Source organism: Paraburkholderia jirisanensis, from assembly GCF_054782355.1.
Genome location: NZ_BAAGSQ010000025.1, coordinates 686933 through 710975 on the forward strand (window position 1 = coordinate 686933; position 24043 = coordinate 710975).

Here is a 24043-nt window from a genome sequence, read left to right on the forward strand (position 1 = left end):
CGGCTTTGTTGTTATATCGCGTTACAATTAAATGAGAATCGCTATCATTCCATGATTGGCGATCGATTGCAATCGCATCTTTGTGACCATGTCTGGAAAAAACATCGTCGGCAATTTGAAAGAAATTACCGATTGAGCGCGATTTCACGTCATCCAAAACGAAACGGGCGGCACTTTTCGTGCCGCCCGCGCGGTTGATCTGCTGATTGTTCTGGCCTCAAAGCGTCGGCTTTAAAGCCTCGACTTTGAAGCGCCGGCTTTAAAGCGCCTTACCGCACCCGTCCTTCTTTCCACGCCGAAAGCAACTGCTCGTACTTGACGGTCTCGCCTTTCGGCTTCTCGTTAGCGAGCTTCTTCCACGGCGCGTGCTGATCGGACAGCCACTTCGACGGATCGCTTTCCGGATTCAGCTCAGGCGCGCATGACTTCATCCCTGCGCGCTGCAAACGCGCCAGCACCTGGTCCATTTCCTTCGCGAGATTGTCCATCGCAGCCTGCGGCGTCTTCTCGCCGGCCACGGCCGTGCCGACGTTCTTCCACCACAGTTGCGCCATCTTCGGATAGTCAGGCACGTTGTTGCCGGTCGGCGTCCATGCGACGCGCGCCGGGCTGCGATAGAACTCGATCAGGCCGCCGTATTTATCCGCGTTCTTCGTGAAGTAATCGCTATGGATGTCCGAATCGCGAATAAACGTGAGCCCGACGATCGACTTCTTCAGCGATACCGACTTCGACGTGACGAACTGCGCATACAGCCATGCGGCTGCGCGCTGGTTCGGCGGCGTCGACTTGAAGAAGGTCCACGAACCGACGTCCTGGTAGCCGTTCTGCATGCCGTCCTTCCAGTACGCGCCATGCGGCGACGGCGCCATGCGCCACTTCGGCGTGCCGTCCGGATTCGTCACGTTGCCGGGCTTGAGCATCGATGCAGTGAAGGCCGTGTACCAGAACACCTGTTGCGCGATGCGGCCTTGAGCCGGCACTGGGCCGGCTTCGCTGAACGTCATGCCCGACGCTTCCGGCGGCGCGTATTTCTTCAGCCAGTCGATGTACTTGGTGGTCGCGTAGACCGCGGCCGGGCTATTCGTGCCGCCGCCGCGCGACACCGATGCGCCGACCGGATGGCAGCCGTCGGGCGTCACGCGAATGCCCCATTCGTCGACTGGCATGCCGTTCGGAATGCCCTTGTCCGCTTCGCCCGCCATCGACAGCCATGCATCCGTGAAGCGCCAGCCGAGCGACGGGTCTTTCTTGCCGTAGTCCATATGCCCATAGACTTTCTCGCCATCGACGGTCTTCACGTCGTTGGTGAAGAATTCGGCGATGTCCTCGTACGCGGACCAGTTGACCGGCACGCCGAGGTCATAACCGTATTTGGCCTTGAACTTGTCCTGCAGGTCCTTGCGCCCGAACCAGTCGGCACGGAACCAGTACAGGTTGGCAAACTGCTGGTCGGGCAGCTGATAAAGTTTTTTATCCGGTGCGGTGGTAAAGCTCGTGCCGATGAAATCCTTGATGTCGAGCCCAGGGTTCGTGTATTGCTTGCCCTCGCCCGCCATATAGTCGGACAGCGGGACGATCACGCCATAGCGATAGTGCGTGCCGATCAGGTCCGAATCGGAAATCCAGCCGTCGTAGATGCTTTGGCCCGACTGCATCGACGTCTGCAGCTTCTCGACTACGTCCCCCTCCTGGATGATGTCGTGCTTGACCGGAATGCCGGTGATTTCCGTGAACGCCTTGGCGAGCGTCTTCGACTCGTAGATATGCGTGTCGATCGTTTCGGATACCACATGGACTTCCTTCACGCCTTGCGACTTGAGCTTGGCAGCGGTGTCGATGAACCATTTCATCTCGTCCATCTGCTGCTGCTTGGTCAGCGTGCTGGGCTGAAACTCGCTGTCGACCCACTTCTGCGCTTCGGCCGTGCCCGCCTGCGCGGCATGGCTCGCCAGGCCGCCTGCAACGGCGCCTGCCACCGCGAGCGCGACGATCCGTCTGCTGTGTTGCATGGTCTTCTCCTGTGTCTCCACACCCCTTGGCATTCCGCCGGCGGCCGCACGGGGCATCAACGGGACCGGTCTTCGAAGCGGACTAACCCTGCTATCCCTTCCACATCACGATCAGCAACACCACGACCGATAGCGCAAAGCCCGGCCACGAACTGGCGCCTTCGCTGGTCACCGCCACCCAGCCGAGATTCACGTAGGCCGCTGCCAGCAAGCCGATAAACAGGCGGTCGCCGCGCGTGGTTGCGATCGGCAGAAAGCCTTTGCGCTCGGAGGTAGGCACACGCAACTCCCACACCGTCATGCCCGCCAGCATCACCACCACGCAGATGAAGAAAGTGGCGACTTCCGGTGTCCAGTACATCCATGTGAGCATCACACTCTCCCCATTGCGAAGCCCTTCGCGATGTAGTTGCGCACGAAGTAGATGACCAGCGCGCCCGGCACGATGGTCAGCACGCCCGCGGCCGACAGCACGCCCCAATCCATCCCGGCGGCCGACACCGTGCGCGTCATCACCGCTGCGATCGGCTTCGCGTTGACGGTGGTCAGCGTGCGCGCCAGCAGCAGTTCGACCCAGCTGAACATAAAGCAGAAAAACGCCGTGACACCGACGCCCGATTTGATCAGCGGCAGGAAGATCTTCACGAAGAAGGCCGGAAACGAATAACCGTCGATATAAGCGGTTTCGTCGATTTCACGCGATACGCCGGACATGAAGCCTTCGAGAATCCACACCGCGAGCGGCACGTTGAACAGCATGTGCGCAAGCGCGACCGCGATATACGTGTCCTGCAGGCCGAGGCTCGAATACAGCTGGAAAAACGGCAGCAGAAACACCGCGGGCGGCGTCATCCGGTTGGTCAGCAGCCAGAAGAACATGTGCTTGTCGCCGAGAAAGCGATAGCGCGAAAACGCGTACGCGGCCGGCAGCGCGACCAGCACCGACATCACCGTGTTCATCAGCACGTAGATGATCGAGTTGATATAGCCCCAGTACCACGACGGATCGACAAAGATCACCTTGTAGTTTTCGAAGGTGATGTGCTGCGGGATCGTCGAGAACGCCGACATCGTTTCTTCGTTGGTGCGCAGCGAGATCGACAGCATCCAGTACAGCGGAATCAGCGCGAACAGCATGTAGACGATCAGTACCAGCGCGCGTATCCAGCGTCTTTTTTGCGCTTCCTTACGCATGATCGTCCCCTTGCGCGGCTGGCCCGCCCTTGCCGACGCGGCTCATCCAGTTGTACAGAATGAAGCACAGCAGCAGGATGATCAGGAAGTAGATCAGCGAAAACGCCGCCGCCGGGCCAAGGTCGAACTGGCCTACCGCCTTCTGCGTCAGGTACTGGCTCAGGAACGTGGTCGAATCGCCGGGGCCGCCGCCGGTCAGCACGAACGGCTCGGTATAGATCATGAAACTGTCCATAAAGCGCAGCAGCACCGCGATCATCAGCACGCCGCGCATCTTCGGCAGTTCGATGTAGCGAAACACCGCAAAGCGGCTCGCGCCGTCGATTTCCGCGGCCTGATAGAACGCATCGGGAATCGCGCGCAAACCGGCGTAGCACAGCAATGCGACCAGCGGCGTCCAGTGCCAGATGTCCATCACCAGCACCGTGAGCCACGCGGCGGTCGGGCTGGCCGTGTAGTTGTAGTCGAAGCCGATGTGATTGAGCCAATAGCCGAGCAAGCCGATGTCGGGCCGCCCGAAAATCTGCCAGATCGTGCCGACCACGTTCCATGGAATCAGCAGCGGCATCGCCAGAATCACCAGCGAGGCCGATGCGCGCCACCCCGACGCAGGCATCGCCAGCGCAAGCGCGACGCCTAACGGAATCTCGAACAGCAGCACACACACCGAAAAGATGATCTGCCTGCCGAGCGCGCCGCGCAGATCGGGGTCCGTCATCGTGTTGCGGAACCACTCGGTGCCGACGAACACGTGCTGCGTCGGGCTGATGATGTCCTGCACCGAATAGTTGACCACCGTCATCAGCGGCAGGATCGCCGAAAACGCGACGCAGATAAACACCGGCACGACCAGCAGCCAGGCCTTCTGGTTGATCGGCTTGTTCATCGGGCGGCCCTCTCGGCGAGGTGAATCGGAATGCGTTCGTCGCTGCTGAAGAACACCGTTTCGGGCGCCACGACTTTCAGCCACAGCGCGCCGTCGGGTACCCGCAGATGCGGTTCGATTTTCGCGTTGAACAGCTGGCCGTCGCATTGCGCGGCAACCAGCTGATAGTTGCCGAGCTGTTGCGCGCGCAACAATTGCGCGCGGACCGCGCCCGCCTCGCCTTCGTGCGCGAGCCGCACGAATTCAGGCCGGATGCCGAGCTGCAACGGCCCGCTGGCCGATTTGAGCGCGGCGCACAGATCGGCGTCGAGCGCGACGCGCTGCGCGCCGATTTTCAGGCCATCCGCATCGAGTTCGACCGGACACAGGTTCATACCCGGGCTGCCGATGAAATACCCGACGAACGCGTGGTCAGGCCGCAAAAACAGCGCCTCCGGGCCGCCTTTCTGCACGACCCGGCCGTTGGTCATCACCACCACTTCGTCCGCGAAGGTCAGCGCCTCGACCTGATCGTGCGTGACGTAGATCAGCGTGAGCTTGAGCTGCTGGTGAATCTTCTTTAGCTGGCGGCGCAAGATCCACTTCATATGTGGATCGATCACCGTGAGCGGCTCGTCGAACAGAATCGCCGCGACGTCCTTGCGCACCAGCCCGCGTCCTAGCGAAATCTTCTGCTTCGCATCGGCGGCGAGGTTGCTCGCCTTGCGCGGCAGATCGCGCGTCATGTCGAGAATCTCGGCGACTTCATGCACGCGCTGCGTCACCTCCGCCGCCGGCACATGACGGTTGCGCAGCGGAAACGCAAGATTGTCGAACACGCTCATCGTGTCGTAGATCACCGGAAACTGGAACACCTGCGCGATATTGCGTTCGCGCGCACCTTGCGTAGTCACGTCGCGCCCGTTGAACAGCACCTTGCCTTCGGATGGCGTAATGAGCCCCGACACGATATTGAGCAGCGTGGTCTTGCCGCAGCCGGATGGGCCGAGCAGCGCATAAGCGCCGCCGTCGTCCCACACCATGCTCATCGGCTGCAGCGCGTAGTCGTCGAGCGAAGCGGGGTTCGGCCGGTATGCGTGCGCGAGGTTCTGAAATTCAATGCGCGCCATAAGCCGCCTCCGGGCTGGAAACCAGCTTGGTGTCCGCGCCGAATATGAACAGCTCGTCCGGATCGACGTACACGTCCAGCTGCGTGCCGAGTCCGATCTGATGCACACCCTGCAATTGCGCCACCAGATCGATGTCGCCGGTCATCGTGTGCAGATGCAGATAGGTTTCGGAGCCGCTCAGTTCGGCCAGCTCGAGGCGGCATGGCACTGCAACAGCCTGCGCGCGGTTCGGCGCAAGGCGCAGATGTCCGGGGCGAATGCCGATCCGGCACGCACCGTGTGCGCCCTGCCCGGTGCGCACCGGCACCTCGATGCCGATCGGCAGCCGCACGCGGCCGTCGCCGGTCAATTCGCTTTGCAGCATGTTCATCGGCGGATCGTTGAACACGGCGGCCGCATCGACGCTGACCGGTGCGTTATACACGTCGAGCGTCGGCCCGAATTGCAGCACGCGGCCCTTGTCGACGATCGCCGTATAGCCGCCCAGCAGCAACGCTTCGAGCGGGTCGGTGGTTGCGTACACAACCGTCGTCTGGCTACCCGTGAACAGCGTGCCGAGTTCCGCGCGCAGCTCTTCCCGCAGCTTGTAATCGAGGTTGACGAGCGGTTCGTCGAGCAATACCAGCGACGTGCGTTTGGCCAGCGCACGGGCCAGCGCGCAACGCTGCTGCTGGCCACCCGACAGCTCGCCGGGGCGCCGTTCGAGCAGATGTTCGATATGCAGGCGCGCCGCCACTTCCTGCACACGGCGGCGGATTTCGGCGGGTTCGGTCTTTTGCAGCTTCAGCGGCGACGCGATGTTGTCGAACACCGTCATCGCCGGGTAATTGATGAACTGTTGATACACCATCGCGAGATTGCGCTCGCGCACGCTGACGCCGGTCACATCGCGGCCGTCGACCAGCACGCGGCCGCTGTTCGGCCGGTCGAGCCCGGCCATCACACGCATCAGCGTGGTCTTGCCCGCCTGGGTCGGCCCGAGCAGCACGTTGATCGCACCCGGGACGAGCCGCAGATCGACGCCATACAGATGCGTCACACCGCCTGCCACAACGGTGACCCGTTCCAGTTCCAAGACCAAATCGCTCTCCTTTTTTTAATGCTTGTCAGGTGCTGCTTTTGTCCTGCCAGTGCGTGGCGTGCGTCGCGGTCGATCGCCGGCTAATGTTCAAAAATGAAATCAAAACAACATTGAGAATGTCCCTTTTGTTCGTTTACGTTTAAATCGGGGTTAACCATACAAACTTGAAACACATAACATCCATATGCCTTACGCATCACGCAATGCAGGATGAATATCGAAAGACACAAGTTAGCTTATCGGAAAGAGACGCCGCATTCGACCGCATTGAACGATGCGCGGCGTACGGGCGCGTGGCACGCGCCCGCCTGGTTGCGGCACAAATGGAGGGGTAAACGCGGGGATCAGGAAACAAGCCATGTATGACGCGAAACGTCGAGCACGCGCGATTCAGGCAGCAAGACCTCCGCGACGTTTCACAGCACCGCTGCGGTTAGGCTAGACCGCAGCAGTGCGCTAAAAACCAGACCAGAACGCAGAATCAGCGCGCGTGAAGCAGCCCGCGTTCGGCGAGACTCCGATAAAGCGCACGCACGCCGAATGTCCACGGCTCGATTTCCGTGCACAGCCGCACGGTATTCACGAGCGCACCGAGCGACGGCGTCGAGATCGTCACGACGTCGCCCAGATGATGCGTAAACCCGCCGCCAGGCGCATCGCGGTCCTTGATCGGCGAGAACATCGTGCCGAGGAACAACATGAAGCCGTCCGGGTACTGATGGTGCCGGCCGCAGGTCTGCTCGACGAGGTCTTGCGGATCGCGGCTGATTTCGCGCATATGGCTGACGCCTTCCAGCACGAAGCCGTCGTCCGCACCCTCGACGCGCAGCGACAGGCTGGCCGCGCGCACCGTGTCGAGCGTGAAGTGCCGGTCGAACAGGCGCACGAACGGCCCGATCGAGCATGAGCCGTTATTGTCCTTGCACTTGCCGAGCAGCAACGCGGAACGCCCTTCGATATCGCGCAGATTGACGTCGTTGCCAAGCGTCGCGCCGACGATGCGTCCCGCGCCGTTGACGGCCAGCACGATTTCCGGCTCCGGATTGTTCCATACCGAAGCCGCCAGCAAGCCGATATCCGCGCCGAAGCCGACCGACGACATCGGCTGCGATTTGGAAAACACCTCAGCATCCGGCCCGATGCCCACCTCCATGTATTGCGACCATGCGCCGCGCCGTTCGAGTTCGGCCTTCAGCTGCGTGGCCGCTTCCGAGCCCGGCTTGACCTTCGACAGATCGGTGCCGATCAGTGCGGTGATGGTCTCGCGCACTTCTCTCGCCTTGGCCGGATCGCCGCCGGCCTGCTCTTCGATCACGCGCTCTAGCAGGCTCACCGCAAAGGTGACGCCGGCGGCCTTGATGGCCTGCACGTCGCAGGGTGCGAGCAGCCGCGGCACGCTGGACACGTCCGCCGCCGGCGCGGCGAAGTTCGCTTCGACCAGCGCCTGCACCGGGCCGAGCGCTACGCCGGGCGCCTCGCGCGCGACTTGCGCGGCATCGTCGCGATCGAACAGATCGGCGGTGGTCGAGACGGTTTGCGTGATGTCGAATACCTGGCCGCCGCGCACGGCGATCACACACGGCCCTTCGTGTGCGCCGTCGCGCCGCCAGACGCGGCCAATCAGCAGTGCATGTTCGAGATCGTCGGGTAAACAGGCTGAAGCAGAGAGGGTTTGCATAGACGTTAGGAGTGGAACCGTGGGTTGGACGGGAGAGTGGACTGCAGAAAAAACCTTGTTGCCGCGCGTTGCAACATCACGATGCAACCTGCTCGCGCACGTCGCCGCTGCTGCGACGCCACTGCTGCCGATGCAGTGCGGCGACGAACTGCTGATGCGACCATGCGCCCGCCAGCGCTTCTTGCAACAGCATCTGCTGGCTCGGCGGCGCGAGTCCGTCGAGCGGCGGGTCGCGATCGAGATTGGTCGGAAACGGATAGCCTTCGGCGCAACAGGCAATCGCCGCATTCAGATGCGCCGCGTCGAGGCTGGCGCGCGCGCGATGTTCGGCGAGCACCGGGTAGATCGCCTCGCACATCTGCACGCGGTCGACCGTCTCCATCGCGCGCCCGTAGGCCGATGAAATCTGCAGCAGGTTCGCCATGCGCGCGATGTGCTGCGTGCGATTGGTGCCGGCCGCATGAAACAGCGCCGGGTTGAAAAACAGTGCGTCGCCCTTCGCGAGCGGCAGTTGCACGCAGTGCGCTTCGAAATAGCCGCGGAAGTCGTCGCGCCGCCATGCGAGGTAACCTGGCGCGTAGCGTTGCGAACCGGGCAGCAGCTTGGTCGGTCCGCTTTCGACCGGCATGTCGCAGTGCGCCAGCGCGCCTTGCAAGGTGAGAAACGGCGACATCCCATGCACATGCGCCGGATAACGCGCGGCGTCGGCCGCGCTTTGAAAGCCGAGGTGATAGTCGCGGTGCGCCTGCTGCGCGGCACCGCCGGGACGTACCACGTTAACCTGCGAGGTCATCTGCCAGTGCGGGCCGAGCCAGGCGTCGGCGGCCGCCGCGACGAACCGGTTCGCGTAGTAGCGCACGAAGGTGGCGGGCTCGCGCAGACAAAGCTTTTCCAGCGCGTTCCAGATACGGTCGTTGGCGCCGGCCTTTGCGAAGTGGTCGCCGCCGCTGCCTCCGCCGGCGCGCTCGTCGGCGATGATCGCATCGAAGCACGCAGAGGCGGCGTCGATTGGCGCGGTATCTTCATACGCGTGCTGCAGCACCAGCACGCCCGCGCCGTCGCGCAGCACCGCGCTCCACTCCGTCAACAAGGCTGCTTGTGCTGGCGCGTCGTCGAGTGTGCTGCGTAGGCTGCGGCAATCGTAGAGCGGAATGTCGTGCGCCACCGCCTGCGCAAATTCCACACGCTGCGCGGTTTTGGCAGCGGCGATCTGCGTGGTGAAATCGGCGAGCGAGCAGCCGTCTGCGCGAAACCATTCCGGTGATGATGCTGGTTGCGGTAACCCGTCTGTAGGCATCGTCGTCTCCTTTTTGCCGCCTTGTCGGCGGTACTTCGACAACATACCAGAGCACCGCGCCGCCATGAAGGTTGTGTTCATCCCGCCGGCAAACGCCATTGTGCAGACCAGCGCCGGACGCAGGTACGCGCCTTGCGACTTGCCCTGTACGCGCTGCGTTCGCGAAGCCAGTCGGGCTTCGGCAGTCGCAGGAGGAGAGAGAAAATGCCTTACCTGATCGGTTGGATGCTAGGTGTACCGGTGATTGTGCTGGTGATTCTTTATCTGATTTTCCACTGACGTGCGGCATGTGACGATCGCCGGCGCGTACGTTCGATACGCGCCGCGATCGCTATGGCGCTCTTGCGCATAGCTGGCGCAGGCCTACGCACCGTTGATTCACTTTTCCCTGTTTTCCCGAAGCATTCCATCCGTCGCCCGGCCATGCAGAACGGCTCGCGGCGCATTTCACGTACCCGCTCGCGCGCGTCCACTGCCGCTCGCACGCGGTTGCGCGCCACCTCGCGGGTTAACCTTAGTTTGTGTCCGGCATACCGCACTCGTTTACTGATCTGAAAGCGTTCAGGCTTCCGAACCATGTTCGTGACAGGGAAGCGTCTGAATAATGACCCACCGATCAGGAGAGATGCGATGCCGAATCTGTCGAAGAGCGCTGTCGATGAAATGAAGGCCACGTTGCGTGGTCAACTCTACGTGCCCGGCGACACAGGCTACGACGAAGCGCGCAGCATCTGGAACGCGATGATCGACCGGCGTCCGGCGGCGATCGTGCGCTGCGCGGGCGTAGCCGACGTGCGCTACGCGGTGGGCTTCGCACGCGACAACGGCTTGCTGCTCGCGATGCGCGGCGGCGGCCACAACATCGCCGGCAGCGCGATCTGCGACGACGGCCTGGTGATCGATCTGTCTGCGATGAAGTCGGCGCGCATCGACCCGGCAGCGCGCCGCGCGTATGTCGAACCCGGTTGCACGCTGCACGACTTCGATCATGAAGCGCAGGCCTTCGGGCTGGCCGTGCCGCTCGGCATCAACTCGACCACGGGCGTCGCCGGACTGACGCTCGGCGGCGGTTTCGGCTGGCTGAGCCGCCGCTACGGCATGTCGGTGGACAACCTGCTGTCGGCCGACATCGTCACGGCCGACGGCGAACTCTTGCACTGCAGCGCAGACTCGCACCCGGATCTGTTCTGGGCGATTCGCGGCGGCGGTGGCAACTTCGGCGTGGTCACGCTATTCGAATTTCAGCTGCATCCGGTGGGCCCCGAAGTATTCGGCGGTCTGGTGGTGCTGCCGCTCGACGAAGCGCGCAGCGCGCTGGTCAAATATCGCGAGGCGGTCGCGTCGATGCCGGATGAGCTGACGGTATGGAGCGTGCTGCGGCTCGCACCGCCGCTGCCGTTCCTGCCGGCCGACGTGCACGGCAAACCGATGATCGCCTTCGCCGTGTGCTACACCGGTCCGCTCGCGGACGGCCCGCGCGCAACCGAACTGGTGCGCCGCTTCGGCACGCCATGGGGCGAGCACCTCGGGCCGATGCCGTACGCGGCGTGGCAGCAGGCTTTCGATCCGCTGCTGACGCCGGGGGAACGCAACTACTGGAAGTCGCACAATCTGGCCGAGATACCCGACGGCCTGATCGATGCGCTGCTCGATTCGCTCGGCAAACTGCCGTCGCCGCAATGCGAGATTTTCTTTGGCCAGGTCGGCGGCGCGACCATGCGCGTCGCCGCGGATGCCACGTCGTATTCGAGCCGGGACGCGCAGTACGTGATGAACGTGCATGGCCGCTGGAGCGACGCGGCCGACGACGCGCAGTGCATCGCCTGGGCGCGTGCGTTCTTCGAGGCTGCGGCGCCGTTCGCGCTCGGCAGCGTGTATGTGAATTTCCTGACCGAGGAAGAGACCGACCGCGTCGGCGCGGCGTACGGGCCGAACTACGAGCGGCTCGTCGCGGTGAAGGATCGCTACGATCCGGGCAATCTGTTCCGCACTAACCAGAACATCAAGCCGTCGGCATCTGCCTGAAAGCGGCGTCGAAGCGCTGCTCACCGCGCCCGCGGTCTGCCTGGCCGCGGGCGCGGATCGACCGCGCCTGCGCTTCGCCGTGCGCCGGAATTTGAAGCCGGACCGGGTTTTGACGGACAATCGCGGTTGCCCGCCCCAACCAACCCGATATCAGATGAACTCCACCGTCGACGATTCACCGCGCCCGGCACTGCGCGAGCTGACCCCGCTCGAAGCGCGCGTGCTCGGCGTGCTGTTCGAAAAGCAGCACACGGTGCCCGATACCTACCCGCTGTCGCTGAATGCGCTGACCCTCGGCTGCAACCAGAAAACCTCACGTTCGCCGGTCATGAATGCCAGCGAAGCCGAAGTGCTGAGTGCGCTGGAAAGCCTGAAACGGCTGAGTCTCGTGTTCGAAGGCAGCAGCAGCCGTGTGCCGCGCTTCGAGCACAATCTTGAACGCGTGCTCGGCATTCCGCGTCAGTCGGCGGCGCTGTTGACCGCCCTGCTGCTGCGCGGCCCGCAGACCGCGGCGGAATTGCGCCTTGGCACCACCCGTCTGCACTCGTTCGCGGATACGTCGTCGGTCGAAGCGTTTCTCGACGAACTGGCGACGCGCGATGCGCCATATGTGCTGAAATTGCCGCGCACACCGGGCGAGCGCGAGAGCCGCTGGGTGCATCTGCTGTGCGGCGACGTGCATGTCGGCGAAACGCATGGAGGCGCGGCTGCGCCGTCGTACGGCGCTACCGATAGCCGCGCGGCGAGCGACGAACTGGATGCGCTACGCGCGGACTACGCCGAATTGGCCGGCAAGTTCGCGCGGCTCGAAGCGCTGGTCGGGCGGATGGCCGCGGAACTCGGTATCGCGACCGACAGCGACAGCGACGGCGAGAGCGATGCCACGCAAAGCGCGCAGTAACGGCGCACGGGCATTGGCGATGCACGCACCGGCAACCGCGCACTAACTATGCGCGCGCCGGCAATGCAAACGCCAGCACAACCCAGGCACCGGCGCTACACGCACCGCCCGTGGTGCGCCGCGCACCGCTAGCACCAACCGCTCTTCACACCGCGATCACGTCCGCCGCGTGATCATCGCGGCCAGCCCCGGCTTGTCCTTCGTATCGGCAGCCGGCGCGTTCTCCGCATCGCGGCCCGTTTTCGCGCGCGCATGCAGGCCCGTCCCGTTCGACTTGCGGCGCGCCGCATGCCGCTCGATCACACGTTGCAGCAGGCAGAATGCGCACAGCAGCGTGCCGATCACGATCCGCGTCCACCACGAGCTCAGCGTGCCATCGAAGGTGATCAGCGTCTGGATCGTGCCGAGAATGCCGACCCCGAACACCGAGCCGAACACATAGCCGACGCCACCGGTCAGCAGCGTGCCGCCGATCACCGTTGCGGCGATCGCATCGAGCTCCATGCCCTGCCCCTGCAGCCCGTAACCCGACAGCAGATACAGCGTGAACACCACACCGCCGAGTGCCGAGCAGAAACCGCTCAATGCGTACACCAGCACTTTCGTGCGCGCCACCGGCAAGCCCATCAGCAGCGCCGAGCGCTCGTTGCCGCCGATCGCATAGACGTTGCGGCCAAAGCGCGTGTAATGCGCGATATAAATCGCCACCAGCAGCGCAACGATGCCGATCAGCGCGCCCGAATTGAGCGTGCCGCTGCCCACCGGCACACTGAACGACGCAACCGCATGAAAGGTCGGCTCATTGATCGTGATCGACTGCGTCGTGATCAGAAAGCACGCGCCGCGCGCGAGAAACATCCCGGCCAGCGTGACGATAAACGGCTGCAGCTTGAAGAAGTGAATCAATGCACCCATTGCGGCGCCGAACAGCGCGCCGAACAGCAGCACCAGCGGCACGATCACCCAGATCGGCCAGTGCCACCACTGCGCGGCGACCGCGCACAGGATGGTCGTCAAGGCGACCACCGAACCGACCGACAAGTCGATGCCGCCGGACACGATCACAAAAGTCATGCCGAGCGCGACGATCAGCAGGAACGCGTTGTCGACCAGCAGGCCCAACAGCACCTGCAGCGAGAAGAAGCCGGTGTACATCACCGAGCCGAAGCCGAACAGCACGCAGAACAACACGATCGTCACGACGATCGGCAGCGTGCGAGGGTCGAGCAGACGGGCCATGAATTTTTTCATTTTGCAGCCTCGCTGACCGGTTTGGATTGCGCGAACAGGAATGCGCGCCGCACATGTCTGACCACGAACGTGCGCGCGGTGGCCGACTGGATCACGCTGACCAGCAGCACGACAATCGCTTTCACCACTAGCGTCGCTTCCGGCGGCACGCCGATCGAATACGTGGTGTACGTCAGCGTCTGGATGATCAGCGCACCGAGCACGGTGCCGGCGAGGCTGAATTTGCCGCCGGTCAGCGAGGTGCCACCCAGCGTCACCGCCAGAATCGCATCGAGTTCGAGCAACAGCCCCGCGTTGTTGCCGTCCGCGCTGCGCACATTCGAACTCATCAGCACGCCGGCAATCGCCGCCGTCAACCCCGAAAACACATACGCGCTGAAGACGATCGCACTGGCGCGCAGCCCGACCAGACGCGTCGCCACCGGGTTCACGCCGATCGCGCGGATAAACAGGCCGAGCGCGGTGCGGCTCATCAGGATCGCGATCGCGGCGGTCACGCCGATCGCGGCCCACACCGAGCACGGCACGTGCGCGAGATAGCCGCCGCCGAGCACCAGATAGCCTGGCGCCCCGATCGGAATGATCTGGCCGCCGGTCAGCAACTGCGCGACGCCGCGGCCCGCCACCATCAGAATCAGTGTCGCGATGATCGGCTGCATGCCGACGTAGGCGACCAGCAAGCCGTTCCACACCCCTGCCGCAAGCCCCACCACCAGCGCCGCGATCACGGCGAGCGGCACCTGCGAAGGCGCATCGGCCAGAATCGTCGCCGCCGCCGCGCCGGCGATCGCCACCACCGCGCCCACCGAGATATCGATACCGCGCGTCGCGATCACCAGCGTCATGCCGAGCGACACGATCACCAGCGGCGCGGCGCGATTCAGGATGTCGATCGGCGCGCCGAACAGATGACCGTCGAGCATCGTGATCGCCAGAAAATCGGCACGGTGCGCAACGTCGAGCAGAATCAGCAGCACCAGCGTCAACGCCGGCCATACCAGCGAATGCTGCAACGCGGCCTTGATTGCCTTCATTGTTCGCCCCCTGCAATCAGCTGATAGACCTGATCTTCGGTCACCGCATTGCCGGCCACCTCCGCCACCTTGCGCCGGTCGCGCAACACCGCGATGCGGTGGCTCACGCGCACCACCTCGCTCACTTCGGATGAGATGAACAACATCCCGAGCCCCTTCGCGCACAGCGCCAGCACACGGTCCATGATTTCGAATTTGGCGGCGACGTCGATGCCGCGCGTGGGTTCGTCGAGAATCAGCATCTTCGGTTCGGTCGCGAGCCAGCGCGCGAGCAGCACCTTCTGCTGGTTGCCGCCCGACAGCTGGCCAAGCGGCATTTCCGCGTCGCGTGCCTTGATGCCGAGCATCTTGATGTATTCGTCGGCCATTTCGCGCTGCTTTGTCTTGCTGATCGCACGCCACCAGCCGCGCCGCGCCTGCAGCGCGAACACGATGTTTTCGCGAATCGACAGATCCGCGACGATGCCTTCCTTCTTGCGGTCTTCCGGGCAATAGCCGATGCCGTGACGCACCGCGTCGTGCGGCGAGCGCATCTTCACGCGCTTGTTATTCGCGAGCATCGTGCCTTCATCGGATTTTTCCGCGCCGAACAGCAGTTTGGCGGTCTCCGTGCGCCCCGAGCCGAGCAGACCGGCCAAGCCGAGAATCTGCCCCGGCCGCACGTCGAGGTCGATCGGGTTCAGCAAGCCGCGCCGCCCGACGCCGCGCATCTCGAACAGCGGCGCCGCCGCGTCGACCGGCGCGGGCGCTTCGGTGGCCGCGCGCTTTAACCGCTCGGTCATGCGCGCATGGCCGACCATCTTCGCGACCAGCTCTTCGACCGGCAGATCCTTCGCCAGATATTCGCCCTCGCGCTCGCCGTTGCGCATCACCGTGATGCGATCCGACACCGCGTAGGTCTGCTCCAGAAAGTGCGTGACGAACAGGATGCCGATGCCCGACTGCTTCAGCTTGCGCAACACGTCGAACAGCCGCGCGACTTCGCCGTCGTCGAGACTCGAGGTCGGCTCGTCGAGAATCAGCACGCGCGCATCGACCGACACCGCGCGCGCGATCGCCACCATCTGCTGCACGGCGATCGGATACGCGTCGAGCGAGCGCGTTACGTCGAGCGAAACGTTCAGTTCCGCGAGCGCTGCTTCGGCTTGCGTGTGAATGCTTTTCCAGTCGATCGCGCCACGCCGCTTCAGATGCCGGCCGGCAAAAATGTTTTCCGCGACCGACAGGTTCGGGCACAAATTCACTTCCTGGTACAGCGTGCGAATGCCGGCGGCTTCGGCCTCAAGCGGCATATCGAACTGCACCGGCGTGCCGGCGAGGCGGATTTCGCCGGCATCGTAGGCATGCACGCCGGTCAGCACGTTGATCAGCGTCGACTTGCCTGCGCCGTTCTGGCCCATCAGCGTATGGATCTCGCCGGGGAACAGCCGGAAATCGACGCCTTGCAACGCCTTGACGCCAGGAAACGTTTTGCTGATGCCGATAGTCTCGAGAATCGGTGAAGCGCTCATGAGCGTAGCGGAGAGAAAAAGACCGGCACTAAAGAAAAGTCCGGCGCGCCGCAACCGCGGCCGGCGCCGGACTTGCGTGCAATGCTCAGTACTTGCGCTGCGGCAGAATCTGCGCGGCGACGCTCATCGGGAACACCGTTTCTTCGGTGGTGATGCGCTTGGGCAGCGTCTTGCCGGCCACCAGATCCTTCGCGGCGGTCATCAGTTGCGGTCCGAGCAGCGGGCTGCATTCGACGTCGACATTGATCTTGCCGGCGATCATCGCTTCGAAGCCGCCCTTGGTCGCGTCGAACGACACCACGCTGATGTCCTTGCCCGGCTTCAGGCCCGCTTCTTCCATCGCCTGGATCGCGCCGAGCGCCATGTCGTCGTTGTGCGCGTAGACCACGTTGATCTGCTTGCCGTAGGTCTTCGCGAACGCTTCCATCACCTGCTTGCCGCCGGCCAGCGTGAAGTCGCCGCTTTGCGACGCGATGATCTTGAACTTCGGATCGTTCTTGATCACTTCCATCAGGCCGCCGTGCCGGTCGTTAGCGGGCGCCGAGCCCACCGTGCCCTGCAGTTCGACGATGTTGATCGGACCTTTTTCGTTCTTGTAACGCTCTTCGAGCCAGCGGCCGCCGCGACGCCCTTCTTCGAGGAAGTCCGAGCCGATCATCGTGGCGTACAGCGACGTGTCTTTCACGTCGATGTTGCGGTCGGTCAGGATCACCGGAATCTTCGCGGCCTTCGCTTCGGTCAGCACCGGCTCCCAGCCGGACTCGACCACCGGCGAGAAGGCAATCACGTCCACCTTCTGCGCGATATACGAGCGAATCGCCTTGATCTGGTTTTCCTGCTTTTGCTGCGCATCGGAAAACTTCAGGTTGACCCCGGCGTCTTTCGCGGCCTGTTTGACCGACACCGTGTTGGCGGTGCGCCACGCGCTTTCGGCGCCAACCTGCGCGAAGCCGAGCGTGATCTGCTTGCCTTCGGCGTGGCCGTTGATGCTGGCCCCGAACAGCAGCGCCGCGCCGGCCAGCGCGGCAAGTGTCAGGCGTCTCGTGTGATCCATTTACTGTCTCCGATTTATTTCATTTAATTTTCGGCGCGCGACACCGCTTACCGGCGTGCCTGCATGTACGACGTGACGGCGGATGCCGGCGCCACCTCTCACCACACTGCTCGATCGTTGAACAGCCCAACTCGAAACGTCTGATGCGACTCTCGCCGCCAGCCGTCCACCTGTGCGCGCTGCTGCACGCCCTCCCGGAAGCGGACCGCTGAATAGCCAAACTATATCCACCTGCCGAACAGCGAGTGATTGGTGTTTTCCCGAGCCTTCCAACGCTTGTGGAAGCGCTGCATCCTGCCTGCATAGCTCGCGCCAGGGTTGCCGTTTCAACAACTGGGCGACAACTGCACGGCGCCTTCGCGACGCCTGCCGGCGATTTTTCCACTATCTGGTGCGATTACGCATAACGCTCGATATAGTCCTACTATTTAGCGCTTTGTGGATTTAGCGGCGGCACAGTAATGCGCTTTAGTCGGGCTAATGGCGTACGCCCGGCCGCGTCCATGCGGAGAATCGGTGCCGATTCTCCGCATCTTGTGCGGCGAATAACTTGCGGATGCGGTGAATACCCGCGATAATCTCCGCATCATGAGCGGAGATTACCTGTACATCTGGTCAGCGCCAGACTGGCCGCAGTGGCGCTACGACCTTGCCTCGCTGGCCCCGTTGCTCGCCGCGGTCACCGGCGCGCAAGGGCTGCTGCTCGGCCGTCTGATGGACGTCGGCATCGCGCAGCGTGGCGAGGCGAACCTGGCCGCGCTCACGGCCGACGTGCTGAAAACCAGTGAGATCGAAGGCGAAGCACTCGACGCCCGTTCGGTGCGCTCGTCGATCGCGCGTCGGCTGGGCGTCGATATCGGCGCGCTGGCGCCGGTCGACCGTCACGTCGAAGGCGTCGTCGAGATGGTGCTCGACGCCACCACGCACTGCAACGCGCTACTCACGCGCGAGCGGTTGTTCGGCTGGCACGCGGCGCTCTTTCCTACCGGCTACAGCGGTCTCACGCCGATCCGCGTCGGCGCTTTTCGCGACGACGCGCGCGGCCCGATGCAAGTCGTGTCCGGACCGATCGGCCGGCAGCGCGTGCACTTCGAGGCGCCCCCCGCGGAACGCATCGAAGACGGCATGGCGCGCTTTATCGACTGGTTCAACAACAACTACGATCACCATCCGGTGTTGAAGGCCGGCCTCGCCCATTTGTGGTTCGTCACGCTGCATCCGTTCGACGACGGCAACGGCCGCATCGCGCGCGCCGTGGGCGACATGCTGCTCGCGCAGTTCGATCATGGCGACCAGCGCTTTTACAGCCTGTCGGCACAGATCCAGCGCGAGCGGCGCAACTATTACGAGATTCTCGAGCGCACGCAGAAAGGCACGCTGGAGGTCACCGCCTGGCTGACGTGGTTCCTCCAGACCCTGCAACGCGCACTCGAAGCGGCGCAACAGACACTCGACGCGGTGCTCGCCAAATCGCGCTTCTGGCGGCAGATGGCTGGCGTGCCGCTGAACGAACGGCAGACCAGACTGCTCAACCGGCTGCTCGACGGTTTCGACGGCAAGCTCACCAGCAGCAAATGGGCGGCGATTGCGAAATGCTCGGCCGATACCGCGTTGCGCGACATCAACGAACTGATCGCGCGCGGCGTGTTGCGGCGCGCCGACGGCGGCGGGCGCAGCACTGCGTATGAGCTGGCGCTGCCGCATACCGCGCCGCATCCGGCGGCGCCCGGCGCAGCCGGGGCTCACGCAGCCGGCGCGAGCGAACCCGAGGCGGGCGCAACGCGACGCGCCATGTGACAGCGCAACGCAATTTGCGCCGCCTTTTCTGCTTTATGCTTCGCGCGCGACGCAAACAATGCGACCATGCGGGTCACCGGATATCCCTGCCGTTACCGACCGCTCGCGCCACGCGCCAAGGAGAATTGCCGATGAACGACCACGATCCGCTTCCGCCCACCGACGCCGCCACCGACCTGCCCGACGACCCCGACCGCCGCCGTGTGCTAACCGGCCTTGCCGCGGTCGGTGCGGGGCTGATGCTGGCCGGCTGCCAATCCACCGCGCAGAGTTCCGCGGCAGGCGGCGCGCCGCGCAGCGCCGCCGATGCGCGCCTCGACGCTGCGCTGTCCGACCAGGTGAAGAACATCGTCGTGATCTACGCGGAGAACCGCAGCTTCGCGAATCTATTCGGCAATTTCCCGGGCCTGTTGCACCCGCTCGACAACGTGCCGCGCGAAGCCTATCTGCAGTTCGACCGCGACGGCAAAACGCCGCTCGCCACACTACCGAAATTCTGGGGCGGACTCGTGCCGCAGGCGCAGGAAATCGACGGCAAACGCTATGCGATCAACGAAAACGCGATCACCGGCCTCGCCAACCAGCCGTTCCATCTGACCGACGCGCAGGGCGCGCCGCTGCCGAACAGCGTGATCACCCGCGACCTGTGGCATCGCTTCTATCAGAACCAGATGCAGATCAACGCGGGGCGCAATAACCAGTTCGCTGCGTGGGCCGATTCCGGCGGGCTCGTGATGGGCCACTATCGCAGCAACCCGCAATCGCTGAAGATGTGGACCCTCGCGCAGCAGTACACGCTGTGCGACAACTTCTTTATGGCCGCCTTCGGCGGTTCGTGGCTCAACCACATCTATCTGATTTCCGCGCAGGCGCCGTTCTACCCGAACATCCAGAACAGCCCGGCTAAAAAGCTGGTGTCGGTGGTCGAAGGCGACGACCCGCTCGGCACGCGGCTGAAGGCTGCGCCGGATTCGCCCGCTTCCGCGCTCGACGGCCCGCCGAAGTTCGTCAACGACGGCCTGTTCACGCCGGACGGCTACGCCGTCAATACAATGGCGCCGCCGTATCAGCCAAGCTTCGTGCGTCCGGCGCCGGACGGCAACCCGGCGCTCGCCAATCCGGCCGACCCGAAGGTGCTGCCGCCGCAGAACTACGCGACGATCGGCGACCGTCTGTCGGATAAAGGGGTCGACTGGGCGTGGTATGCAGGCGCGTGGCAATACGCGCTCGATCATCGCGACACCGGCATGGTGCCGGACTTCCAGTATCACCATCAGCCGTTCAACTACTTCGTCAATTACGCGCCGGGCACCACGGCGCGCACGCGCCACCTGCGCGACGCCGGCACCGGCGAAGACCCGTCGACCAACCGGCTGATCGCCGACATCGACGCGGGCCGGCTGCCGGCCGTCACGTTCTACAAGCCGCAGGGCAACCTGAACATGCACGCCGGCTATGCGGACGTCGAATCCGGCGACCGCCACATCGCGACGGTCATCGAGCGCATCCAGCGCGGGCCACAGTGGCGCAACACGGTGGTGATCGTCACGGTTGACGAAAACGGCGGCTGGTGGGATCCGGTCGCGCCGCCGAAGGGCGACCGCTGGGGTCCGGGCTCGCGCATTCCCGCGATCGTCGTATCGCCGCTCGCCAAGCAGGGCTTCGTCGATCACAGCGTGTACGACACCAACTCGATCCTGCGTTTTATCAGCCGCGTGCACGGCCTCGCGCCGCTCGACGGCGTGCAGTCGCGCGACCGCGCGTTTGTGCAAAACGGGCTCGCGCCGCTCGGCGATCTGACCAACACGCTGAATCTGGCGTAATGAAGCGGGACTGACGCGTACGGCGGCGTAGCGAATTTTCGGGTTTCCGGTTTCGATGTTCGAATACGCCGCTGATACGCATCGACCGCGGCTACATCAGCGCGGCTTTACCGCCCCGCCTTTGCCCCCCGCTACGCCTCCACCGGCCCCGCGCTGCGCGCTGCCGCGCGACGCTCGCGCAGCCATTCATCGAGCTGCGCGGCCGACAGCGGCCGTGCAATCCAGAACCCTTGCAGTTCGTCGCAGCCGATGCTGCGCAACAACCCCGCCTCGCGCTCGCTCTCCACGCCTTCGGCCACCACGCTCAAGCCCAGCATATGTCCGAGGCCGACGATCGCTTCGACGATGCCGAGATCGGTCGGCTTGTCGAGCTTGTTGTGCACAAACGTGCGGTCGATCTTTAGCCGATCGAGCGGGAAACGGTTCAGATAGCTCAGGCTCGAATAGCCGGTGCCGAAATCGTCGAGTGAAATGCGCACGCCGAGCGCGCGAATCGCGCGGATCGTTGCGATGTTGCGCTCCGCGCTGTCGAGCAGCACCGATTCGGTGATCTCGAGTTCGAGCAGGCCGGGCGCCACGCGATGTTTCGCAAGGCTCTGCCGGATCAGATCGACCAGCCCGTCGTCGCGCAACTGCACCGCAGACAGATTGATCGACAGCGTCAGCCCCGCCAGTTCGGTGTCGCGCCATGCAGCAATCTGTCGGCAAGCCTGGTCGATCACCCACGCACCGATCGGCACGATCAGGCGCGTTTCCTCGGCAAGCGGAATGAACTGCGCGGGCGACATCCGCCCGAGTTCCGCGCTGTCCCAGCGCAGCAGCGCCTCGACACCGATCAGCGCGCCGCTCTTCGCGTCGATGCATGGCTGGTATGCGAGCCACAGTTCATCGCGTTCGATCGCGGTGCGCAGACACGCTTCGAGCGCGAGCCGCATGCGGCTGTGCTCGATCATGTCCGCCGAGAAGAACTTCGCCAGATTGCGGCCGGCGGCCTTCGCCTGGTACATCGCGAGGTCGGCATTCTGCATCAGCGTATCGAGATCGGCGCCGTCTTCCGGATACATCGCGATACCGACGCTGCACGACACCTGGATCGGCACGCCGTTCACCTCGTGCGCTTCGCCGATCAGCGGAATCATCCGTTCCTCGATGGTGCGCGCGACGTCGGCCGCATTGGCCGCGCCGTTCAGGATCACCGTGAACTCGTCGCCGCCGAGCCGGCTCACCGTGTCGTCGTGCCGCACCGAACGCACGAGGCGCGCGGCGACCGAGCGCAACAGCGCGTCGCCGACGTGATGGCCGAGTGAATCGTTGATGTCCTTGAAACGGTCGAGGTCGATAAACAGCACCGCGACGCGCCTGCCGGTGCGCTGCGCGGTACCGAGCGCGACCGCGAGGCGCTTCTTGAACAGCGCGCGGTTCGGCAGCTCGGTCAGGAAATCGTGGTCGGCCAGGAACTGGATGCGCGCTTCGCTCTTCTTGCGGTCGCTGATGTCGATCAGCGTGCAGATGTAGTGCGTGACGTGGCTCTTCTGGTCGCGCACCACGCTCACCATCAGCCACGCCGGATAATCGCCGCCATGGCGGCGGCGCACCTGCGCTTCGCCGTTCCACGTGCTCGACTGATCGACGAGGCGCGCCAGCATCGCAAAACCGCCATCGCCCGCCAGACCGTCGACGATAAAGCCCGGCGCGCGGCCGATCACGTCTTCGGTCCGGTAGCCGGTGGTGCGGTAGAACGCCGCGTTGGCAGTCAGCAGCCGATGCTGTTCGTCGAGAATCAGGATCGCCTCGGACGAAGCCTCGAACACGCGGCCCCATAGTTCGAGGCGCTGCTCCATCAGCTTGATCTGGTTGATCGGCGTGAACGCGGTCAGGATCGCGTCCTGCCCCTGGAAGGTCAGGCGCCGCGCGGACAGCATGGCCCATGTCGATTCTTCGGTGGCCTTCCAGTGCACTTCGAATTCGTCGACGGCTTCGCGGTCCGACAGCTGCTGGAAAAAGCGCGCACGCGTGCCCGAATCGAGGCCGCGCGCCCACGGATCGATCACGCAGCCGTTCAGCCAGAACAGCGCGGGGCGATTGGCATGCAGCACCTCGTGGCTTGGCACCGCGGTCACCACCATCGGCACCGGCGTCGCTTCGACCAGCGCGTGCTGCGCGGCCGACGCGCGCGCGGTCGCGGCCAGTTCCTTCTGCACGTCGCGCTCGCGGTCTAGCTGCTCGAGCATCTCGTTGAAGCCGTTCACCAGTACGCCGATCTCGTCCTGGCTGTGCCAGCGCGCGCGCAGCGAGTGGTCGCCGGTGCGGCGCACGGTATCCATCACGCGCGCGAGCTGGCGCAGCGGCCGCGAGATCTGCTGCGCAACGAAGTAGACCATGCTCAGAATGCCGCACAGCAGGAACAGCGCGGTGCCCAGATGCAGCCACATGCGCGCGAACAGCGCGCGCACGCGCTCGTGCAGCAGGCGGTCTAGCTGGAAGCCGGTGTCGCGCGACAGGCCGTCGACGTCGGCCACCACGCGCCGCTCGGCGGCGTCGGCCGCGGCGATCAGGCCGGCATCGCCGCCGCCGCCGCTATCGACGATCGCGCGCGCGGCGCTGCGATAGTCTTCGATCGAACGGTTCATCCGCTGGATCGACGGCCCGAGCGCGCGATCGAGCTCGTGATTGGCCGCCACCGCTTCCGCGAAGTCGGTGCGCAAGCCCTGCAGCACCGCGTCGAGCTGACCTTCGCGCACCAGATAGCGGGTGCGCATCACGTCGGCGGTGGCCGGCTCGCGGTCGATGCGCAACCCGCCACCGATCTGGTTCACCGCTTCGAGCAGCGCCGGATAGCGCAGCACCGACAGCGACATCGAGTAATAGCTGTCGAGGTCCGGGTCGAGAATCAGGTTCGACTGGTTGCCCACCCGCGTGATGAGCGCGCGCACCACGTCCATTGCATGGTTGACTTCAGCGGCGTCCGGCTCTTTGTCGCGCGCGAGCACGCCCAGCGCATCGCGCACCCGCGCGTTGAGCTCCGCGCTTTCGATGCCGGCGCCGTAGCGCTGTTCGGCGTCGGCGAGCGCGAGCGCCGTCTGCTGCAGGGTTTGCGGCGTGGGGCGTGCGCCCGCACCGGTCTGCGCAACTTCGATGAGCGCATCGCGCACGGTGCGCAGATAGACATTGCCGACGATTTCCTTGTTCGAGAAATCGATCGCTATGTACTTCTCGTGAATCAGGATGCCGCTGATGTAAACCACTGCCGTCAGATCCAGCAGATAGATCAGCAGTAGCTTCCGGCCGACCCGAAGGCGCGCGAGCAGACGAAAGATAAGATGACGTTTCATGTAGTAGTGCGGATTCTCGCGCCGATATGACCTATAACACTTATCCGCTTCCCGTATT

17 protein-coding genes are annotated in these 24043 nt (G+C 64.1%); 4 read left to right on the forward strand and 13 right to left on the reverse strand.

The window, feature by feature from the left end:
• Positions 1–269 precede the first annotated feature (269 nt).
• The 8 genes from ACYVNQ_RS14800 to ACYVNQ_RS14835 all read right to left on the reverse strand — a co-directional run bounded on the left by ACYVNQ_RS14800 (position 270) and on the right by ACYVNQ_RS14835 (position 9257).
• Positions 270–2012 carry an ABC transporter substrate-binding protein gene (locus ACYVNQ_RS14800; protein WP_460903244.1) on the reverse strand — a complete coding sequence of 581 codons (1743 nt, stop codon included), beginning with the start codon at positions 2010–2012 and terminating at the stop codon, positions 270–272.
• A 91-nt stretch (positions 2013–2103) separates the two neighbouring features.
• Entirely contained in the window at positions 2104–2385 is a 282-nt protein-coding gene (locus tag ACYVNQ_RS14805) for a DUF2160 domain-containing protein (RefSeq protein WP_460903245.1), read from the reverse strand.
• On the reverse strand, positions 2385–3206 hold the full coding sequence (locus tag ACYVNQ_RS14810; RefSeq protein WP_460903246.1) for a carbohydrate ABC transporter permease: 822 nt from the start codon (positions 3204–3206) through the stop codon (positions 2385–2387). Before ACYVNQ_RS14810 ends, ACYVNQ_RS14805 begins: the two co-directional genes overlap by 1 nt.
• On the reverse strand, positions 3199–4092 hold the full coding sequence (locus ACYVNQ_RS14815) for a carbohydrate ABC transporter permease (RefSeq protein ID WP_460903247.1): 894 nt from the start codon (positions 4090–4092) through the stop codon (positions 3199–3201). The genes ACYVNQ_RS14810 and ACYVNQ_RS14815 overlap by 8 nt, the downstream gene beginning before the upstream one ends.
• Entirely contained in the window at positions 4089–5201 is a 1113-nt protein-coding gene (locus tag ACYVNQ_RS14820; RefSeq protein ID WP_460903248.1) for an ABC transporter ATP-binding protein, read from the reverse strand. Before ACYVNQ_RS14820 ends, ACYVNQ_RS14815 begins: the two co-directional genes overlap by 4 nt.
• Entirely contained in the window at positions 5188–6282 is a 1095-nt protein-coding gene (locus ACYVNQ_RS14825) for an ABC transporter ATP-binding protein (protein ID WP_460903249.1), read from the reverse strand. Before ACYVNQ_RS14825 ends, ACYVNQ_RS14820 begins: the two co-directional genes overlap by 14 nt.
• 481 nt (positions 6283–6763) lie before the next feature.
• On the reverse strand, positions 6764–7960 hold the full coding sequence (locus tag ACYVNQ_RS14830) for a fumarylacetoacetate hydrolase family protein (RefSeq protein ID WP_460903250.1): 1197 nt from the start codon (positions 7958–7960) through the stop codon (positions 6764–6766).
• 76 nt (positions 7961–8036) lie between these two features.
• Positions 8037–9257, reverse strand: a complete 1221-nt coding sequence (locus tag ACYVNQ_RS14835) for a phytanoyl-CoA dioxygenase family protein (RefSeq protein WP_460903251.1) — start codon at positions 9255–9257, stop codon at positions 8037–8039.
• Between the two features lie 630 nt (positions 9258–9887).
• Between ACYVNQ_RS14835 and ACYVNQ_RS14840 the strand changes: the two genes are divergently transcribed.
• Both ACYVNQ_RS14840 and ACYVNQ_RS14845 read left to right on the forward strand, forming a co-directional pair.
• The gene (locus ACYVNQ_RS14840) at positions 9888–11282 is read left to right on the forward strand and encodes an FAD-binding oxidoreductase (RefSeq protein ID WP_460903252.1); all 1395 of its coding nucleotides are present in this window, start codon (positions 9888–9890) and stop codon (positions 11280–11282) included.
• A 154-nt stretch (positions 11283–11436) separates the two neighbouring features.
• Positions 11437–12183: a YceH family protein gene (locus ACYVNQ_RS14845; protein WP_460903253.1), complete on the forward strand. Its 747-nt coding sequence runs from the start codon at positions 11437–11439 to the stop codon at positions 12181–12183.
• Positions 12184–12339: 156 nt separating this feature from the next.
• Here ACYVNQ_RS14845 and yjfF read toward each other — a convergent pair whose 3' ends face one another.
• The 4 genes from yjfF to ACYVNQ_RS14865 all read right to left on the reverse strand — a co-directional run bounded on the left by yjfF (position 12340) and on the right by ACYVNQ_RS14865 (position 17033).
• Positions 12340–13434: a galactofuranose ABC transporter, permease protein YjfF gene (gene yjfF, locus ACYVNQ_RS14850; RefSeq protein WP_460903254.1), complete on the reverse strand. Its 1095-nt coding sequence runs from the start codon at positions 13432–13434 to the stop codon at positions 12340–12342.
• Complete coding sequence (locus ACYVNQ_RS14855) at positions 13431–14468, reverse strand: ABC transporter permease (RefSeq protein ID WP_460903255.1); 1038 nt, start codon at positions 14466–14468, stop codon at positions 13431–13433. Before ACYVNQ_RS14855 ends, yjfF begins: the two co-directional genes overlap by 4 nt.
• Complete coding sequence (locus tag ACYVNQ_RS14860; RefSeq protein WP_460903256.1) at positions 14465–15979, reverse strand: sugar ABC transporter ATP-binding protein; 1515 nt, start codon at positions 15977–15979, stop codon at positions 14465–14467. Before ACYVNQ_RS14860 ends, ACYVNQ_RS14855 begins: the two co-directional genes overlap by 4 nt.
• Positions 15980–16064: 85 nt before the next feature.
• Positions 16065–17033: an ABC transporter substrate-binding protein gene (locus tag ACYVNQ_RS14865; protein WP_460903257.1), complete on the reverse strand. Its 969-nt coding sequence runs from the start codon at positions 17031–17033 to the stop codon at positions 16065–16067.
• A 588-nt stretch (positions 17034–17621) separates the two neighbouring features.
• Here ACYVNQ_RS14865 and ACYVNQ_RS14870 point away from each other — a divergent pair.
• Both ACYVNQ_RS14870 and ACYVNQ_RS14875 read left to right on the forward strand, forming a co-directional pair.
• The gene (locus ACYVNQ_RS14870) at positions 17622–18830 is read left to right on the forward strand and encodes a Fic family protein (protein ID WP_460903258.1); all 1209 of its coding nucleotides are present in this window, start codon (positions 17622–17624) and stop codon (positions 18828–18830) included.
• 131 nt (positions 18831–18961) lie between these two features.
• Positions 18962–20653 (forward strand): acid phosphatase, encoded by a 1692-nt coding sequence (locus ACYVNQ_RS14875; protein ID WP_460903259.1) that lies wholly within the window; start codon positions 18962–18964, stop codon positions 20651–20653.
• Between the two features lie 131 nt (positions 20654–20784).
• On the opposite strand, the gene ACYVNQ_RS14880 is transcribed toward ACYVNQ_RS14875, so the two are convergent.
• On the reverse strand, positions 20785–23985 hold the full coding sequence (locus tag ACYVNQ_RS14880; RefSeq protein WP_460903260.1) for an EAL domain-containing protein: 3201 nt from the start codon (positions 23983–23985) through the stop codon (positions 20785–20787).
• Positions 23986–24043: the final 58 nt, after the last annotated feature.

Excerpts from the sequence above, each read along its gene's own strand:
- ACYVNQ_RS14800 (WP_460903244.1), bottom strand. The coding sequence starts at position 2,012 with ATGCAACACAGCAGACGGATCGTCGCGCTCGCGGTGGCAGGCGCCGTT.
- ACYVNQ_RS14805 (WP_460903245.1), bottom strand. The coding sequence starts at position 2,385 with ATGCTCACATGGATGTACTGGACACCGGAAGTCGCCACTTTCTTCATC.
- ACYVNQ_RS14810 (WP_460903246.1), bottom strand. The coding sequence starts at position 3,206 with ATGCGTAAGGAAGCGCAAAAAAGACGCTGGATACGCGCGCTGGTACTG.
- ACYVNQ_RS14815 (WP_460903247.1), bottom strand. The coding sequence starts at position 4,092 with ATGAACAAGCCGATCAACCAGAAGGCCTGGCTGCTGGTCGTGCCGGTG.
- ACYVNQ_RS14820 (WP_460903248.1), bottom strand. The coding sequence starts at position 5,201 with ATGGCGCGCATTGAATTTCAGAACCTCGCGCACGCATACCGGCCGAAC.
- ACYVNQ_RS14830 (WP_460903250.1), bottom strand. The coding sequence starts at position 7,960 with ATGCAAACCCTCTCTGCTTCAGCCTGTTTACCCGACGATCTCGAACAT.
- ACYVNQ_RS14835 (WP_460903251.1), bottom strand. The coding sequence starts at position 9,257 with ATGCCTACAGACGGGTTACCGCAACCAGCATCATCACCGGAATGGTTT.
- ACYVNQ_RS14840 (WP_460903252.1), top strand. The coding sequence starts at position 9,888 with ATGCCGAATCTGTCGAAGAGCGCTGTCGATGAAATGAAGGCCACGTTG.
- ACYVNQ_RS14845 (WP_460903253.1), top strand. The coding sequence starts at position 11,437 with ATGAACTCCACCGTCGACGATTCACCGCGCCCGGCACTGCGCGAGCTG.
- yjfF (WP_460903254.1), bottom strand. The coding sequence starts at position 13,434 with ATGAAAAAATTCATGGCCCGTCTGCTCGACCCTCGCACGCTGCCGATC.
- ACYVNQ_RS14855 (WP_460903255.1), bottom strand. The coding sequence starts at position 14,468 with ATGAAGGCAATCAAGGCCGCGTTGCAGCATTCGCTGGTATGGCCGGCG.
- ACYVNQ_RS14860 (WP_460903256.1), bottom strand. The coding sequence starts at position 15,979 with ATGAGCGCTTCACCGATTCTCGAGACTATCGGCATCAGCAAAACGTTT.
- ACYVNQ_RS14865 (WP_460903257.1), bottom strand. The coding sequence starts at position 17,033 with ATGGATCACACGAGACGCCTGACACTTGCCGCGCTGGCCGGCGCGGCG.
- ACYVNQ_RS14870 (WP_460903258.1), top strand. The coding sequence starts at position 17,622 with ATGAGCGGAGATTACCTGTACATCTGGTCAGCGCCAGACTGGCCGCAG.
- ACYVNQ_RS14875 (WP_460903259.1), top strand. The coding sequence starts at position 18,962 with ATGAACGACCACGATCCGCTTCCGCCCACCGACGCCGCCACCGACCTG.
- ACYVNQ_RS14880 (WP_460903260.1), bottom strand. The coding sequence starts at position 23,985 with ATGAAACGTCATCTTATCTTTCGTCTGCTCGCGCGCCTTCGGGTCGGC.